Source organism: Achromobacter sp. UBA5777, assembly GCF_002418565.1.
Classification (GTDB): Bacteria; Pseudomonadota; Gammaproteobacteria; order Burkholderiales; family Burkholderiaceae_B; genus Achromobacter; species Achromobacter animicus.
Window position 1 is genome coordinate 1 of sequence record NZ_DIEJ01000174.1, and the last position, 16590, is coordinate 16590.

The 16590-nt window shown below is 67.0% G+C and carries 16 protein-coding genes and 1 pseudogene; 12 read left to right on the plus strand and 5 right to left on the minus strand.

Going from position 1 to position 16590, the window contains the following annotated elements:
• Both B3446_RS13550 and B3446_RS13555 read right to left on the minus strand, forming a co-directional pair.
• A partial coding sequence (locus tag B3446_RS13550; protein WP_291381787.1) for an FAD-binding oxidoreductase occupies positions 1 to 1154 on the minus strand: 1154 nt, incomplete at its 3' end.
• A gap of 134 nt (positions 1155 to 1288) precedes the next feature.
• A complete protein-coding gene (locus B3446_RS13555; protein WP_291381789.1) occupies positions 1289 to 1969 on the minus strand; it encodes an aspartate/glutamate racemase family protein in 681 nt (226 codons plus the stop codon).
• Positions 1970 to 2143: 174 nt separating this feature from the next.
• On the opposite strand from B3446_RS13555, the gene B3446_RS13560 reads away from it, so the two are divergent.
• The 12 genes from B3446_RS13560 to B3446_RS13615 all read left to right on the plus strand — a co-directional run bounded on the left by B3446_RS13560 (position 2144) and on the right by B3446_RS13615 (position 14640).
• Positions 2144 to 3085 (plus strand): LysR substrate-binding domain-containing protein, encoded by a 942-nt coding sequence (locus tag B3446_RS13560; RefSeq protein ID WP_191576507.1) that lies wholly within the window; start codon positions 2144 to 2146, stop codon positions 3083 to 3085.
• A 120-nt stretch (positions 3086 to 3205) separates the two neighbouring features.
• The gene (locus tag B3446_RS13565) at positions 3206 to 4132 is read left to right on the plus strand and encodes a dihydrodipicolinate synthase family protein (RefSeq protein WP_291381792.1); all 927 of its coding nucleotides are present in this window, start codon (positions 3206 to 3208) and stop codon (positions 4130 to 4132) included.
• 13 nt (positions 4133 to 4145) lie between these two features.
• A complete protein-coding gene (locus B3446_RS13570) occupies positions 4146 to 4925 on the plus strand; it encodes an SDR family oxidoreductase (RefSeq protein WP_291381793.1) in 780 nt (259 codons plus the stop codon).
• Between the two features lie 28 nt (positions 4926 to 4953).
• Positions 4954 to 6432, plus strand: coding sequence for a dihydropyrimidinase (gene hydA / locus B3446_RS13575; protein WP_291381795.1), 1479 nt, complete (start codon positions 4954 to 4956; stop codon positions 6430 to 6432).
• 22 nt (positions 6433 to 6454) lie between these two features.
• Positions 6455 to 7402: an N-carbamoyl-D-amino-acid hydrolase gene (locus B3446_RS13580; RefSeq protein WP_191576511.1), complete on the plus strand. Its 948-nt coding sequence runs from the start codon at positions 6455 to 6457 to the stop codon at positions 7400 to 7402.
• A gap of 10 nt (positions 7403 to 7412) precedes the next feature.
• Positions 7413 to 8267: a transporter substrate-binding domain-containing protein gene (locus tag B3446_RS13585; RefSeq protein WP_279975642.1), complete on the plus strand. Its 855-nt coding sequence runs from the start codon at positions 7413 to 7415 to the stop codon at positions 8265 to 8267.
• A 73-nt stretch (positions 8268 to 8340) separates the two neighbouring features.
• Positions 8341 to 9087 carry an amino acid ABC transporter ATP-binding protein gene (locus B3446_RS13590; protein ID WP_291381798.1) on the plus strand — a complete coding sequence of 249 codons (747 nt, stop codon included), beginning with the start codon at positions 8341 to 8343 and terminating at the stop codon, positions 9085 to 9087.
• 20 nt (positions 9088 to 9107) lie between these two features.
• Positions 9108 to 9785, plus strand: coding sequence for an amino acid ABC transporter permease (locus tag B3446_RS13595; protein ID WP_291381800.1), 678 nt, complete (start codon positions 9108 to 9110; stop codon positions 9783 to 9785).
• A 111-nt stretch (positions 9786 to 9896) separates the two neighbouring features.
• The gene (locus tag B3446_RS13600; RefSeq protein WP_062838418.1) at positions 9897 to 10571 is read left to right on the plus strand and encodes an amino acid ABC transporter permease; all 675 of its coding nucleotides are present in this window, start codon (positions 9897 to 9899) and stop codon (positions 10569 to 10571) included.
• Between the two features lie 235 nt (positions 10572 to 10806).
• Positions 10807 to 12165 (plus strand): amino-acid N-acetyltransferase, encoded by a 1359-nt coding sequence (gene argA, locus B3446_RS13605; protein ID WP_175125729.1) that lies wholly within the window; start codon positions 10807 to 10809, stop codon positions 12163 to 12165.
• 104 nt (positions 12166 to 12269) lie between these two features.
• Positions 12270 to 12542 (plus strand): oxidative damage protection protein, encoded by a 273-nt coding sequence (locus B3446_RS13610; protein WP_105238082.1) that lies wholly within the window; start codon positions 12270 to 12272, stop codon positions 12540 to 12542.
• A gap of 145 nt (positions 12543 to 12687) precedes the next feature.
• Positions 12688 to 14640, plus strand: a complete 1953-nt coding sequence (locus tag B3446_RS13615; protein ID WP_291381805.1) for a phosphocholine-specific phospholipase C — start codon at positions 12688 to 12690, stop codon at positions 14638 to 14640.
• A 21-nt stretch (positions 14641 to 14661) separates the two neighbouring features.
• Here B3446_RS13615 and phoU read toward each other — a convergent pair whose 3' ends face one another.
• From phoU to B3446_RS13630, 3 genes and pseudogenes are all read right to left on the minus strand, one after another.
• On the minus strand, positions 14662 to 15390 hold the full coding sequence (gene phoU / locus B3446_RS13620; RefSeq protein WP_056567111.1) for a phosphate signaling complex protein PhoU: 729 nt from the start codon (positions 15388 to 15390) through the stop codon (positions 14662 to 14664).
• A 165-nt stretch (positions 15391 to 15555) separates the two neighbouring features.
• A complete protein-coding gene (rpiA, locus tag B3446_RS13625) occupies positions 15556 to 16236 on the minus strand; it encodes a ribose-5-phosphate isomerase RpiA (RefSeq protein ID WP_291381808.1) in 681 nt (226 codons plus the stop codon).
• A gap of 39 nt (positions 16237 to 16275) precedes the next feature.
• Positions 16276 to 16590, minus strand: a pseudogene (locus B3446_RS13630) (acyl-CoA dehydrogenase); the annotation flags it as partial.

Consider the following 16590-nt stretch of genomic DNA (forward strand, 5'->3'; position numbering starts at 1 on the left):
CCGTGCTCGGCGCTGATGCTGCCGCCGCGCTGCGCCACCAGGTCGTGCACGCGGCGGTTCAGCGCCGCCGTCAGCCGGGCGTATTCGGCGGGCGCCACGTCCGGCGGCAGCAGCACGTTGTAGTGCAGGTTGCCGTCGCCGATGTGGCCAAAGTTGATGATGGGCAGTCCAGGAAAATCCGACACCAGCGCCAGATCCGCTTCCTCGACGAAGGCGGCCAGGCGCGAGATGGGCAGCGCGATGTCGTGCTTGACCGCCTTGCCCGCGCGCACCTGCGCTTGCGAGATGCCCTCGCGCAGCCGCCACAATGACTGGACCTGCGTGTCGTTCATCGCGACGACGCAGTCCTGGATGACGCCGGCCTCCAGCGCCGCGCCTAGCGCGGCTTCCAGCAAGGCGGGCAATCCGGCGGGCTCGGTGTCCGACAGTTCCAGCAGCGCGTGATAGGCATGGCGGCCGGCCAGCGGGCTGGCCGCGCCGCTGACGTGCGCCACCACCAGATCCAGGCAAGCGGCGGACATCATCTCGAATGCGGTGAGCCGTTCGCCGCAGACGCTCTGCAGGCGGCTGAGCAGCGCCACGACCTGCGCGGGCGTGTCCGCGCCCACCCACGCCGCCACGCGGCCCGCCGGCGCGGGGTACAGCTTGAGCACCGCGCCGGTGATGATGCCCAGCGTGCCTTCGGAGCCAATGAACAGGCTCTTGAGGTCGTAGCCGGTATTGTCCTTGCGCAGGCCGCGCAGGCCATTCCACACGCGGCCGTCGGGCAGCACCACCTCCAGCCCCAACGCCAGATCGCGCGTGTTGCCGTACCGTAGCACCGCGGTGCCGCCGGCATTGGTGGCCAGATTGCCGCCGATGGTGCAACTGCCCTCCGCGCCCAGACTCAACGGGAAAAAGCGCCCGACCTCGCGCGCGGCGGCCTGCACCTCGGCCAGCAGCACGCCGGCGTCGGCGCACATCGTGTTGTTGACCGGATCCACCTCGCGGATGCGCTTCATGCGGTTAAGGCTCAGGATCACCTGCGCGCCGCTGCCGTCGGGCGTGGCGCCCCCGCTCATGCCGGTATTGCCGCCCTGCGGCACCACCGGCGTGCGCGTCTGATGGCACAGGCGCATGACGGCCGACACCTCGGTGGCGTTGCGCGGCCGCACCACCACCGGCANNCTGCCACTTGCCCAGCCAGTCGCGCACGTAAGGCCCCTGCCCCTCGGTGTCCAGCACCAGCCCGTTGTCGCCGACCAGATGCGACAGCCGTTCGATCAGTTCGTGGTTGCGCATGGTGGCCTCAGGCGCCGTGCCAGTTCAGCCGGATGCGGCCGATCGCCATCGCCGCAGCGGCCTGTGTCGGCTCGACGACGGGCAGGCCCAGCTCGGCCTGCAGCCAGCCGCGGTAGGCCGCCATGCCGGCGCAGCCCAGCACCAGCACGTCGGCCTGATGCTCGTCGCGCAACCGCGCGCCGACGTGCAACAGGCGCTCGCGGGTGCGCGCCTCGTTGGACAGCTCCACCACGCCCAGATCCAGCGGCAGCTCTGCCGCCACGCGGCCCGACAGGCCGATCGCGCCGAACATGCGTCCGTGGCGCGGCAGCGACTGGCGCAGGATCGCGATCACACCGACGCGCTGCCCCAGCGTCAGCGCGGTCAGCATGCCGCATTCGCTGATACCCAGCACCGGCTTGCGTGTGGCTTCGCGCACCGCATGCAGGCCCGGATCGCTGAAGCACGCAATGACGTAGCCAGCGGCGGCCGCGCCGTGCTCGGCATCCAGCTTGCGAACCAGCGCGGCGAGCGGCAGTGTCACGCTTTCGACGTCGAGCTGCGTCTGGACGCCCGCGGGCCCTTCGGTCAGCGTCAGACATTGGATGCGCGGACCGCCGGCCATGCGCAGCGGTTCCAGCGCCGCGTCGAACGCGTCCGTCACGGCCTGGGTGGAATTGGGATTGATCACAAACAGGGTCTGTTCCATTCGTACGTCCTGGTCGTCCGTCCTGATGGTGGCGGAGCCCGCGCCATGTTGAGGCGGGCCGGGGCAAGATACGGCGCCAGTCTATCTGCGGGCGGCCTGAGCATGTATTGTCAATTTGTGCGCTGCCCTTAACCCTTTGTTATGCTCGTCGCGTCAATTCGGAGCGGGCGCGCCATGCAACTGAATCTGCGGCAAATCGAAGTTTTCCGGGCGGTGATGACCACGGGTTCGATCAGCGGGGCGGCCAAGCTGCTGTTCGTCTCGCAGCCTGCGGTCAGCCGGCTGCTGTCGCATACGGAACAACGTCTGGGCTTCGCGCTGTTCGAGCGCATCAAGGGCAGGCTCTATCCCACACCCGAATCGCGGCAGCTCTTTCGCGAAGTGGAAACGGTCTATGCCGGCGTGCGGCGCGTCGAGGAACTGGCGTCGGAATTGTCCGAGCGCCGCAGCGGCATCCTGCATCTGGTGTCCAGCCCCAGCATCGGCCACATGCTCGTGCCCCTGACGATCTCGCGCTTTCGCGAAACGCACCCTGACGTCAAGGTCACCTTCCAGCCGCTGACCCAGCAGCCCCTGACGCAGATGCTGCTCGACAATCGCGCCGAACTGGGCGTGGTGATCCTGCCCGTGCAGCACCCGAATCTGCTGACGCAGCCAATCGGCCAGGCCCGGCTGGTCTGCATCTGCCCGTACAACCATCCGCTGGCCCATCGGTCGCTGCTGTCGATCGGCGACCTGCTGCCCTACCCGCTGATTTCGTACGGCGGCGACACGCCGTTCGGCATGCTGGTCGAGCAGATGTACCACGAGGCCGGGCAGGCCCGCCGGCTGGCCGTGGAAGTGAGTTCGCCACAGAACGCGTGCTCGCTGGTGCAAGCCGGCGCGGGCATCGCCATCGTCGATGAATTCTCGGTCAAGAGCCGCACGCAGGGCGACTTCGTGGTGCGCCCGATCGACCAGGCCAAGATCCTGACCGCGAGCCTGGTGCAGTCACGCTTCGAACCGCTGTCGCAGCTTGCGCAGGCCTTTGTAGAAGTGCTGCGCCACACGCTTTGCGAACAGGGTTTCGAGCTGTCCACAAACGTCCAGACAAACCCGGCCAAGGGTAAACCTTGACTTAACTGGCTGTTATACCAAGGCAATAAAAAAGCAAGTGGAGTTCTAAAACTTCCGCTTTAGGATGACATCGAAACGTCGCTTCAGATTTCGGTTTTCACGCATCCTGACGGAGAAAAGATGGCAGCCTCCCTCGACGCCAAAGGCGTCTTCACCATTTGCCCCACGCCCTTCGACGATGCCCTGCGGGTCGATGCCGACAGCATCCGCACGCTGGTCGATTTCCTGCTTGAAACCGGGGTGACCGGGCTGGCCATCCTGGGCTTTCTGGGCGAGCTGCACAAGCTGTCCAACGACGAACGCCGGCTGGTGCTGGAAACCTTCGTGAAGCACACGAACGGCCGCGTGCCAGTGTGGGTGGGCGTGCGTGCCCACGGCATTGCCGGCGCCATCGAGCAGGCCCGCGAAGCGCAGGAGCTGGGCGCATCGGCCGTGTTCGCGGCGCCACTGGACAACGCCAGCGATGCCCTGCTGTTTGATTACTACAAGGCCGTGGCCGACGCCGTGAAGATTCCGGTCGTGATCCACGACTTTCCGGACTCCTTCGGCACCGAGATCCGCCCCGAAGTGGTGGCGCGCCTGGGCCGCGAAGGCGGTGTGCACATGATCAAGATGGAAGAGCCGCCGGTGGGGCAGAAGATCAGCCGCATCCGCGAACTGGTGCCGGACGCCGACATGGCCATCTTCGGCGGCCTGGGGGGCGTGTACTTCCTGGAAGAGCTGCAGCGCGGCGCGGTAGGCACGATGACCGGCTTTGCATTCCCGGAAATCCTGGTGGCCATCTACGAACGCTACGCCAGCGGCGATCACGCCGGCGCCGCCGCGATCTTCGACCGCTATTGCCCGCTGATCCGCTACGAATTCCAACCCAAGATCGGACTGGCGTTGCGCAAGTATGTCTATCAGCGCCGCGGCGCCATCAAGAGCCACGCGCTGCGCGCCCCCGGGATGCGCATCGACCCGGTGACCGCGGCCGAACTGGAGGCGACCGTCGCGCGCGTCGGGCTGTCGCTGGGCGCCACCGGCCGCCAACCCGTGCAGGGTTGAAAGGAGCATACGCATGGACCTCGGCATCAAGGGCAAGCACGCGCTGGTGTGCGCATCGAGCAAGGGCCTGGGCTACGCCTGCGCGCTATCACTTGCGCGCGAAGGCGTGAATCTGGTGATGGCCGCGCGAACAGCGACCACACTGGACGCTGCGGCGGACGCGATTCGCCGCGAGACCGGCGCGTCGGTCGTCACGGTGGCCGCCGACGTCACCACCGAAGCCGGCAGGCAGGCGCTGCTGGCGGCCTGCCCCGAACCCGACATCCTGGTCACCAACGCGGGCGGGCCCAAACCCGGCGACTTCCGCGAATGGTCGCGCGAAGACTGGATTGCCGCGCTGGATGCCAACATGCTGACGCCCATTGCGCTGATCCGCGCGACCGTCGACGGCATGATCGCGCGCCGCTTTGGCCGCATCGTCAACATCACGTCCGCCGCCGTGAAAATGCCCATCGACATCCTGGGCTTGTCCAACGGCGCGCGGGCCGGGCTGACCGGCTTTGTGGCGGGTCTGGCGCGCCAGACCGTGCGCCACGGCGTCACGATCAACAACCTGCTGCCCGGCCCGTTCCTGACGGATCGCCTGCGGCAGACCGCAGAACGCAGTGCACGCGACAGCGGCAAGACGGTGGACGACATGCTGGCCGCCCGGCTGGCGGGCATTCCTGCCGGCCGTTATGGCGACCCCGCCGAATTCGGCGACGCCTGCGCCTTCCTGTGCGGCGCGCGCGCCGGCTTCATGACGGGGCAGAACCTGGTGCTGGACGGCGGCATCTATCCCGGAACGCTTTGACCCACTCCTTGCGCGGAACCCCTTACCCATGACCGATACCGCAGCATTCGACCTGACGATCCGCAATGGCCGCATCAGCACCGCCACCGACACCTTTCACGCCGATATCGGCGTGCGCGACGGGGTGATCGTCGCGTTGGGACAGGGCCTGCCGCCGGGCGCGCGGGACATCGACGCCGCTGGCCGGTGGGTGCTGCCGGGCGGCATCGACAGCCACTGTCACGTTGAGCAACTGTCCGGCATGGGCATCATGTGCGCAGACGACTTCTACAGCGCGACCGTCTCGGCGGCATTCGGCGGCACCACCACCATCATTCCGTTCGCCGCCCAGCACCGCGGCAATGCGTTGCCGGAAGTGGTGGCCGACTACGCCCGCCGCGCCGAGGAAAAGGCGGTCATTGACTACGGCTTTCACCTGATCCTGTCCGATCCCACGGAACAGGCGCTCAAGCACGACCTGCCCGATCTCATCAAGAACGGCATTACGTCCTTCAAGGTGTTCATGACGTATGACCGCCTGAAGCTGGACGATTACCAGTTGTTGGACGTGCTGGAGGTCGCCGACCGCGAGGGCGCGCTGGTGATGGTGCATGCCGAAAACAACGACATGATCCGCTGGGTAGCCCGCCGTCTGGCCGAGCGCGGCATGACGGCGCCCAAGTATCACGCCGTGGCGCACACGCCGCTGGCCGAAAGCGAGGCAACGAATCGTGCCGTGACGCTGGCCCGCATGATGGACGTGCCCATCCTGATCGTTCACGTCGCGGGGCTGGAAGCAGTGCGCGTGGTGCATTCGTCGCAAGCGCTGGGGCTGCCGATTCACGCTGAAAGCTGCCCGCAGTACCTGTTCCTGACGGCCGATGACATCGACGCGCCCGGCCTGGAAGGCGCCAAGTTCTGCTGCAGCCCGCCCCCGCGCGATGCGGCCTCGCAGGAAGCCGTCTGGCAGGGCCTGATCGACGGCACCCTGCAGATCTATTCCTCCGACCACGCGCCCTACCGCTTCGACGCCAGCGGCAAGCTGCCCAAGGGCGACGCCACCACGTTCAAGGACGTGGCTAACGGCGTGCCGGGACTGGAAGTGCGCATGCCGCTGCTCTTCTCCGAAGGCGTGCTGGGCGGACGCATTTCGATTGAACGCTTCGTCGCGCTGACCGCCGCCAATCATGCCCGCACGTATGGCCTGTACCCGCAGAAGGGAACTATCGCGGTGGGCGCGGACGCCGACATCGCGATCTGGAATCCGGAACGGGAGGTCACGATCTCCGCGTCCATGCTGCACGACAACGTCGGCTACACGCCCTACGAGGGCCGAACCGTGCGCGGCTGGCCCGAGGTGGTCATCAGCCGCGGCCGCATCGCCGTCGAAAACGGCCAGCTGCATGTCGAGCGCGGCAGCGGTCGCTTCATCAAGCGCGGCACGCCCGAGCCCGTGCTGCGCCAGCGCCTGACCGGCAATCCCAACGCGTTGGTGCGCAAGTATTTTTCTGCCGATATCGCCGCCTGAGTCATCGCTAAAGGAACCCGACATGAGCAAACGTCCCTTCGGCCTGGCGGTCGCGCAGATGGGTCCGGTTCAACCCGAAGAGACCCGGGGGCAGGCGGTGGCACGCCTGCTCGCGATGATGCGCGAGGCGCACGGGCGCGGCGCGCGCATGGTGGTGTTTCCGGAACTGGCGCTGACCACCTTCTTTCCGCGCTACTGGATGACGGAAGAAGAAGCGATGGCGCGCTACTTCGAAAAGGAAATGCCCGGCCCCGAGACCCGCGTGCTGTTCGACACCGCCCGGGAACTCGGCATCGGCTTTTACCTGGGCTATGCCGAGATCGCCTCGGATGGCCGGCGCTTCAACACCAGCATCCTGGTCGACGCCAACGCGCGCATCGTCGGACGCTACCGCAAGATCCACCTGCCGGGCCACAGCGACCACAAGCCCGAGGCCCCGTTCCAGCACCTGGAAAAGAAGTTCTTTGACGTCGGCAACGACGGCTTCAACGTCTGGGAAACGCTGGGTACGCGCATCGGCATGTGCCTGTGCAACGACCGCCGCTGGACGGAGACCTGGCGCGTGCTGGCGCTGCAGGGCGCCGAGATCGTGGCGCTGGGATACAACACGCCGTCATTGAATATCCACTGGAACGAACCGGTCCACCTGCGCATGTTCCACCACCTGCTCAGCCTGCAGGCAGCCGCGTACCAGAACGCGGTCTGGGTGGCCGCGGCAGGCAAGGCCGGCAATGAGGACGGCAGCCACCTGATCGCCGGATCGGCCATCGTCGCGCCCACGGGCGAGATCGTGGCGCAGGCGCAGGGGGAGGAGGACGAGGTGATTTTCTGCCAGGCCGATCTGGCGCTGGGAGACACCTTCAAGCAGCACATCTTCAACTTCGCCGCCCACCGGCGCCCGGAACACTACGGCTTGATACTCGAGCGCGTGGGGGCCGGCCCCGCCCTGGGCAAGACGCCTCTTCCCTAAAGGACCTGCCATGACCCGCCTTCTCCGCACCCTGACATTTGCCGGCCGCTGCGGCCTCACGCTGTGCCTGGCCGGCGCCAGCCTGGCCGCGGCCGCCCAGCCGCTGACAACCGGCGTGGACGCCACGTTTGCGCCGCACGCCATGCCCAAGCTGGGCGGCGGACTGGACGGCTTCAACATCGAACTGGGCCAGGCCATCGCCAAGCAGCTGGGCACCACCATCAAGATCGAAGGCACCGAGTACGCCGCGCTGATCCCGGGCCTGAACGCCAAGAAGTACGACTTCGTGCTGGCGCCCACCACCGCCACCGAGGAACGCGCACGCGCCCTGCTGTTTTCCGAGGGGTATCTGAACACCGACTACACCTTCGTGATCGGCAAGAACGGCAAGGACATCAAGGGCCTGGATGACCTGAAGGGCAGGAAGCTGGCGGTCAACAAGGGATCGGCCTACGAGAACTGGGCGCGCGACAACGCGGCCAAGTACGGCTTCACGTACGACGTGTACGCCTCCAACGCCGACGCGGTGCAGGCGGTGCAGGCCGGCCGCGCGGACGCCAACCTGGCCGGCAACACGGTCGCCGCCTGGGCCGCCAAGCAGAATCCGGCCGTGCGCACCAGCTACACGATCAAGACCGGCCTGGTCTGGGCGCTGGCGTTCCGGCTGGACGACAAGGCGGGCCGCGACCGCGTGTCCATGGCGCTCAAGTGCCTGAAGCAGGACGGCACGGTCTCCAAGCTGGCGCAGAAGTGGTTCGGATTCACGCCCGCAGCCGGTTCCGCGGCGGCCACCGTGACGCCGGGCCAGGGCGTCCCGGATCTGCCGGGTTACGACGCCCAGCCGGTCGAGCTGCGCTGCAGCTGATTTTCCGACGCACCGCCAACGACTGGGTAAGGAGCCGCCACGCGGCCCCTGCCCTCGCATTGAGGAGCTTTCGATGGAAACGCCGATCCTGAAAATCGCCGGGCTGCACAAGTCCTATGGCGACAACGCGGTCCTCAAGGGAATCGACCTGGACGTGAGCCGCGGCGAGCTGGTCTTCATGATCGGCCCGTCCGGTTCGGGCAAGAGCAGCCTCCTGCGCTGCTGCAACCGGCTGGAGGAGCCGACCGCCGGCAGCATCCACGTCGACGGCGAGGAGATCACCGCCCCGTCGGCCGAGTTGAACCGCATCCGCCAGAACATCGGCATGGTGTTCCAGCACTTCAACCTGTACCGCCACATGTCCGTGCTGTCGAACATCACGCTCGCGCTGCGCAAGGTGCAGAAGCTGGCGCGCGCCGAGGCCGACCGCCGCGGCATGGAAGCGCTGGACCGTGTGGGCCTGGCCGACAAGGCGAGCGCCTATCCCGACCAGTTGTCCGGCGGCCAGCAGCAGCGCGTGGGCATCGCGCGGTCACTGGCGTTGCGGCCCAAGGTGGTGCTGTTCGACGAGCCGACCAGCGCGTTGGATCCGGAGCTGGTGGGCAGCGTGCTGAACGTGATGCGTGAACTGAAGCGCGACGGCATGACGATGATGGTGGTCAGCCATGAAATGGGCTTCGCCCGCGCGGCGGCCGACCGGGTGGTGTTCATGGACGGTGGGGTCATCGTCGAGCAAGGCCCGCCGCAGGACGTCTTTGGCGCCCCCCGACAACCCCGCACCCAGGCCTTTCTGGCCAGCATGGCGGAACATGCCGCGTAAGGCGATTTGAAGAGTGCCCCATGGATCTGAATGCCCTGCTGTTCTCGTTCTTCAACGTTGAGGTCGCCTGGCGCTACCTGCCCGACATCCTGGCCGGCATGTGGGTCACGCTGCAACTGGGCGTGGCAGTGGCCGTGACTGGCGTGGCGCTTGGCCTGATGCTGGCCGTCTTGCGCGCGCTGCGCATCCGGCCGGTGAATCTCCTGATCATCTGCTTTGCCGACATCCTGCGCGCCCTGCCGCCGCTGGTGGTGATCATGGTGCTGTTCTTCGCGTTCCCGTACATCAACCTGTCGATGTCGGCGTTCATGGCGTGCTGGCTGTCGCTGTCGCTGGTGCTGGCCGCGTTCGCCGAGGAAATCTTCTGGGCGGGCATCCTGTCCGTGCCGCGCGGCCAGGCCGAGGCGGCGCGCTCCACCGGCCTGAACTGGCTGCAGAGCATGGTGTATGTCGTGATGCCTCAGGCCATGCGGCTGACGGTCGCGCCGCTGACCAACCGGGTCATCGCCATCACCAAGAGCACGGCGCTGGGTTCGGTCGTGGGATTGAGCGAAGTGCTCAACAACGCGCAATCGGCCAGCAGCAACGCGGGCAACGCCACGCCGCTGACCTTGGCCGCGGTGGCGTGCCTGCTGATCTTCCTGCCCGTGGTGATTCTGGGGCGCTGGACCGAAACGCGCTTCAAGTGGAAACACTGACGGGAAGCACTGACCGGACGCATCTTTACGAATACATATCGGGCGGGAAGCAAGGCCGATCACCCCCGCCCGGCACAACAAGGGAGCCCCGACGGGCCCCAGGGGAACCGCATGGACGAAATCCTGCAGAATTTCTTCAACCTGAACATCTATGTCAGCGTGGCGCCGTACCTCTTGCAGGGCCTCGGGCGCACGCTGATGCTGTCGGCCATGGTGATTCCGGTGGGACTGGCCTCGGGTCTGCTCATCGGCGTGCTGTCCGTCACGCTGAAGGCCCGCTGGTCGCGCGTGCTGCTGGCCATCTACATCGATTTCTTCCGCGCGTTGCCGCCGCTGGTGCTGCTGATCTTCATCTATTTCGGCGCGCCGTTCCTGGGCCTGGACCTGCCCAAGCTGCTGGCGGTGGCCGTGGGCTTCATGCTGAACAATTCGTCCTATTACGGCGAGGTGTTTCGCGCCGGGCTGGAAAGCGTGCCGCGCGGACAGATCGAGGCGGCGCGCTCAACCGGCCTCTCCGCCTGGCAGACGATGTGGCACGTGCAGATTCCCCAGGCCACGCGCAACGTCATGCCGGACCTCATCAGCAACACGCTGGAAGTGGTCAAGCTGACCACGCTGGCCAGCGCCGTGGCGCTGCCGGAGCTGCTGCGGGTGGCCCGCGACGCCCAGTCGCTGGTCTACAACCCGTCGCCCATCGTGCTGGCAGCGCTTTTCTACCTGGCGCTGCTGTGGCCGGTGGTTCGGCTGCTCAGCCGGCTGGAACACCGTCAGCTATCCCGGCATTGAACCTGCCGGCGCGGCGGCCAGCGCAGCAACGAGCGCGGCGGCCGGCGCGTCTGCCCGGCCCGTGCGCGCAACATCCTGTGGGGCGCCCGCAACAATGCGTGCTGCGCACCGCGCGGACCGGACCAGCGTGCGCCCTATAATTCCGCGTAGCGCCGCCCCCTGAGGCGGCGCTCTCCGCACGGCCTGCCGGCCTGCGCCGTCCCGCGACCCATAGGATTGTTAAGCAACTCACACCATGCCCGACCTGGAACCAGACACCGTCTCCGCCCTTGAAGCCCCTGAATTCGCCGCCGCGCAGTTTGTGCGATGGTTCCGAGACGTGGCCCCCTACGTGCACGCGTTCCGAGGCAAGACCTTCGTGGTGGCGTTTGGCGGCGAACTCGTGCAGGCGGGCGCGTTGAACGCCCTGGTCCAGGATCTGTCCCTGCTGTCCTCGCTGGGCATCCGTCTGGTGCTGGTGCACGGCTCGCGGCCCCAGGTCAACGAGCAACTGCGCTTGAAAGGCTACACGCAACAGTTCGACCGGGGCCTGTCCCCCACCGACGCCGCCGCGCTGGAATGCGCCAAGGAAGCCGCCGGCGAGATCCGCCTGGACATCGAAGCCGCGTTCAGCCAGGGGCTGCCCAACACGCCCATGTCGCACGCCCACATCCGCGTGATCTCCGGCAATTTCGTCACCGCGCGTCCCACCGGCGTGCTGGATGGCGTGGACTACAAGCACACCGGCCAGGTGCGCAAGATCGACATCGAGGCCCTGAAGTTCGCCATCGAGAAAGGCTCGTCGGTCGTGCTGCTGTCGCCGCTGGGGTTCTCGCCCACCGGCGACGCCTTCAATCTGGCGATGGAAGACCTGGCCACCAGCGTGGCCGTGGGCCTGCGCGCCGAAAAGCTGATCTTCCTGTCCAGCTCGCAGGGCGTGCTGAACGACGATGGCACGCTGGATACCGAACTGGCGCGCGTGGATGCTGACGCGCTGCTGGCGGGCGGTGAACTGGACGAAGAGACCCATTCCTTCCTGCAGTACGCCTCGCTCGCGGTCAAGCGCGGCGTGGCCCGCGCCCACCTGCTGCCTTTCGAACTGGACGGCAGCGTGCTGCTCGAGATCTTCACCCACGACGGCGTGGGCACGATGGTCGTCGAAGACACGCTGGACGATCTGCGCCCCGCCACGATCGACGACGTGGGCGCCATCCTCAGCCTGATCGAGCCGCTGGAAGCCGACGGCACGCTGGTGCCGCGCCCGCGCAGCGTGGTCGAGCGCGACGTCGAGAACTTCACCGTGCTGGAGCACGACGGCGTCATCTACGGCTGCGCGGCGCTGCACGACTTCCACGACGAGCAGATGGCCGAAATGGCCTGCCTGATCGTGCATCCCGAGTGGCAAGGCTCCGGCGAAGGCGAGATCCTGCTGCGCCACATGGAATCGCGCGCCCGCGCGCTGGGCGCCAAACGGCTGTTCGTGCTGACCACCCGCACCTCGCATTGGTTCATGAAGCGCGGTTTCGTGCAGGGCGGCATCACCGACCTGCCCCGCGAAAAGCAGAACAACTACAACCGCTCCCGCAACAGCCTGGTGTTCATCAAGAAGCTCTGACACCGGCCTGCGGGGCGATTCCGCGGTAAGCAAGAGGGGCTTGGCGCCCGACGCACGCCAAGCCCGCTAAAATGTGGCGTTATTCATTTTTCCGGCAGCGAACCATGGCCCGTATCGTCAACTGTGTGAAACTGAAACGTGAAGCCGAAGGGCTGGACTACCCGCCCTACCCCGGCGAAGTCGGCACCCGCATCTGGCAGAGCATTTCCAAGGAAGCCTGGGAAGACTGGAAAGGCGTGCAGACCCGCCTGGTGAACGAAAACCGCCTGAACCTGGCCGACGCCCGCGCTCGCAAATACCTGCAGCAGCAGATGGAGCGTTTCCTGTTCGAAGACGGCAGCGTCGAAGCCGACGGCTACGTTCCGCCCTCGGCCTGATCCGCCTCCCGCCGCGCCTTCGGGCATGCGGCCGGCAAAGCCCCTCGCACGCGAGGGGCTTTGTTTTTGCGGCGCGCCGATACGCGCCGCCAGCGAGCAGGCGAAGGCCTTAAGATTCAAGGTTGCAGACCGTATTAAAGCTGTCATGAAAGAAGAATCGCGCCCGCCCCTCCATCCGGACCCGTCCCCTGTCATTGCGCGCGCGCTGGCGATCGACCCGGACCGCAAGACCGGCACGCTGCAGGATGTGCGCCATGTCGTGATCCTGATGCAGGAAAACCGGTCCTTCGACCATTACTTCGGCACGCTGCCCGGCGTGCGCGGATTCGCCGATCCGCATCCCGTGCCCACGCGCGCGGGCACGGTGCTGACGCAGACCGATGGCAACGCGCATTGCCGCCCCTACGATTTGCAGACAGAAGTCGCCAGCGACAAGCCGGTCGGCTACATCACGCCGCACACCTGGGACGATTCGCAGCGCGCCTGGAACGACGGCCGCATGGATCAGTGGCTGTCCGCCAAGAGCCGGCTGGGCATGGGCGCCTACCGCAGCGCCGACGTGCCGTTTCAGACCGCGCTGGCCAATGCCTTCACGCTGTGCGATGCCTATCACTGCTCGGTCCAGGCCGGCACCAATCCCAACCGGCTGTTCCTGTGGACCGGCACCAACGACCCGCAGGGCGCGGCCGGCGGCCCCGCGCTGGTCAACACCTACGACCGGCTGGGTCCGGCGGGTGAAGGCTATTCCTGGACCACGTACCCCGAGCGTCTGCAAGTCGCCGGTGTGGACTGGAGCATCTACCAGGACATGGCGGACAACTACAACGACAATCCGCTCGCGGGCTTTCAGCAATACCGCCGGCAGCATGCGGTCAACACGGGCAGCGCCCCGCTGCGCGACCGCGCGCTGGCCACGCGCACGCTGGACGACCTGGCGCGCGACGTCGCTCAGGGCACGCTGCCGGCCGTGTCGTGGATCATCGCGCCCACGGCGGATTCGGAACATCCCGAGGTCTCGTCCCCTCGCCAGGGCGGCGCCTACACCGAGCGCGTGCTGGACATTCTGACGGCGCATCCCGACACGTGGAGCCGTTGCGTCCTGTTCGTCACCTACGACGAAAACGATTGCTTCTTCGACCACGTGCCCCCGCCCGCCCCGCCGGCGCGCCACCCGGACGGCGAGTCGGGCGGCCTGTCCACCGTGGAACTGGACGGCGAATACCACGACGCGCGCCGCGGCCCCAGCGCTTCCACGGCCGATGATCCTGCCGGGCTGCATGGACGCGCCTTTGGCCTGGGCCCGCGCGTGCCGATGCTGGTGGTCTCGCCCTGGAGCCGCGGCGGGTGGGTGAATTCGCAGGTGTTCGACCACACGTCCGTCATCCGATTCCTGGAAACGCGCTTTGGCGTGGCTGAACCCAACATCAGCGCCTGGCGCCGCGCAGTGGCGGGCGACCTGACGACGGCCTTCGATTTTGCCGGCGACAGGTGTTCGCATCACCCCGACAGCCACCGCCACGCGTGTCCCCTGCCCTATGTGCTGGAAGCCGTGGGCAAGACCACGGCCGACGGCCAGCATTACCGCCTGACGCTGCGCAACCCGGGCGGTGCGGGCGCCGTGCTGCATGTCTATGACCGCCTTGCGCTGGCCCATCCGCCCCGGCGCTACACGGTGGGCGCGGGCGCGCGTCTGGATGACGGATGGCGGCTGGCGGCGGGGGGCGCGTACGATCTCTGGCTGCTGGGACCAGACGGCTTTCACCGGGCGTTCCGCGGCGATGCGCGGGATGCGGGCACGCTTGAAGCGCAGCTCGTGCCCGTGACGTCGGGCCTGCGCCTGCGGCTCATGAACCACGGCGACACGCCGCAGCCGGTCAGGGTGGAGTCGCGCATGAACGACGGCTGGCGCGCGATGGCCCACGTGCCCCCAGGCGGCGCGGTCGAGCTCAAGTACGCGGGCTGCGAGGGCTGGTACGACCTGGAGGTGAGTGCGCCGGCGATGCCGGCCTTTGGACGCCGGCTGGCGGGCCGCATCGACGCGGGCAAGCCGGGGGTGCCGGATCCCCGGCTGTGCCAGGGAGCGGCGCTGCCGCTGTGAAGCGGCAGCAGGTCTTTCTGCTTACTGCTCCGAGGTGTCCTCGGATTCTTCTTCACCGCGCGCCAGGCGCTCGGTGTTCTTCACGCCGGTGTGGCGCACATCGGCGCCCTTGACCATGTAGATCACGCGTTCGGACATATTCTTGGCGTGATCGCCGATGCGCTCAAGCGCGCGGGCGATGAAGATCATGTCGATGGCGCGCGAGATCGTGCGCGGATCTTCGATCATGTAGGTGATCAGGTGACGCAGCGCGCCCTTCCATTCCTTGTCGACTTCCTTGTCGCTGCGCACGACGGCGGCGGCCTGGATGGGGTCGAGGCGGGCAAACGCGTCCAGCGCCTGGTGCAGCATGTTGCGCACGTTGGCGGCCATGTGGCGCAGTTCGATCACCGGAATGTGGCGCAGTTCGCCTTCGTGGACGCGGCGGGCGACAGTAGCGACCTTCTCGGCTTCGTCGCCGGAACGTTCCATGTCGGTCAGCATCTTGGACACGGCCATCAGCATGCGCAGGTCGATGGCGGTGGGCTGGTGCCGGGCCAGGATGCGGCTGATGCTTTCGTCGATCTCGACTTCGTGGCGGTTGACTTCCTTTTCCCGCTCGCGAACCTTTTCAACCAGCGACATGTCGCCGCTGGCCAGCGCGTCGATCGCTTCCTGGATCATGGCTTCCACCACGCCGCCCATTTGCAAGAACTGCGAACGGACGCTTTCCAGATCGGCGTCGAACTGTTTGTTTGTATGCTCCGTCATCCGGGCTCCCTGCGTGGTTGATCTCATTGCATTGCCCCGAAAGTAGAGAGGTTACGAGATGGGCCTGCACAACCCGCAAGGTTATGACCCAAGTGTGACAGGATTATGAATGCGGGCCCCGCGCCCCGCAAGGCGGAGCGGCGGGTCCCGCATCACAACCGGGACTCAGGCGCGACGGTCCAGGCGGCGGATGCCGTTCTGGGTGGCCAGCAGCGCCACGTCGGCGCCGGACAGCGCGAACAGGCCGCAGGTCACGACGCCCGGCAGATTGTTGACGATGGCCTCGAACGCGGGCGCGTCAGTAATTGAAAGACCCGACACGTCCAGGATGATGTTGCCGTTGTCGGTGACGAATCCCTCCCGCAGGCGCGGCTGGCCGCCCAGCGCGGTCAGTGCGCGGGCCACGGATTCGCGCGCCATCGGAATGACCTCGAGCGGCAGCGGGAACTTGCCCATCGTCTGGACCAGCTTGGATTCGTCGGCGATGCAGATGAAGCGCTCGGCCACCGACGCCACGATCTTCTCGCGTGTGAGCGCGCCGCCGCCGCCCTTGATCATGTGCAGGTCGGCGTTGATCTCGTCGGCGCCGTCCACGTAGATGGGCATGGTGGAAACGTCGTTCAGGTCCAGCACTTTGAGGCCGTGGCCGGCCAGGCGCGACGCGCTGCGCTCGGAGCTGGCGACCGTTCCGCCGATGCGGCCCTTGAATCGCGCCAGGCCATCGATGAACAGGTCTGCGGTGGAACCGGTGCCCACGCCGATGATGACGTCAGGGCCGGCGACCTGTTCGACGAATTCCAGGGCCGCGTCGGCGGCTTGCTGCTTGAGTTCTTGCTGGGAGAGCATGGCGGTAGAAATGCGGAAAAGTTGCTTGAGCGGGGAAATTTAGCACGCGGCGATGGCGGGCCATGCGCGCGACAGGATGGCCTGCGTGTCTGCACCCGCGGCCAATTCACCAAAGATGCCTGAAGCTTCCTGCAGGCGGCTGCCGACGAAAGCCTGCGCCACCGGGCCCGGCGCGTGCTCGATGAGCAAGGCGGCCTGCCACAGTCGCGCCAAGCCGGCGGCGATGCGCCGCGCCTGGAATGGCGCCTGCTCGCCATCGGCCAGCAACGCGCGCCAACGCGCCAGCGCCGCGTCGAACTCCCGATGCTGGCCGGCCGCGCGGGCGAATTCCGCGTCCAGCGCCGGCAGCGCGTC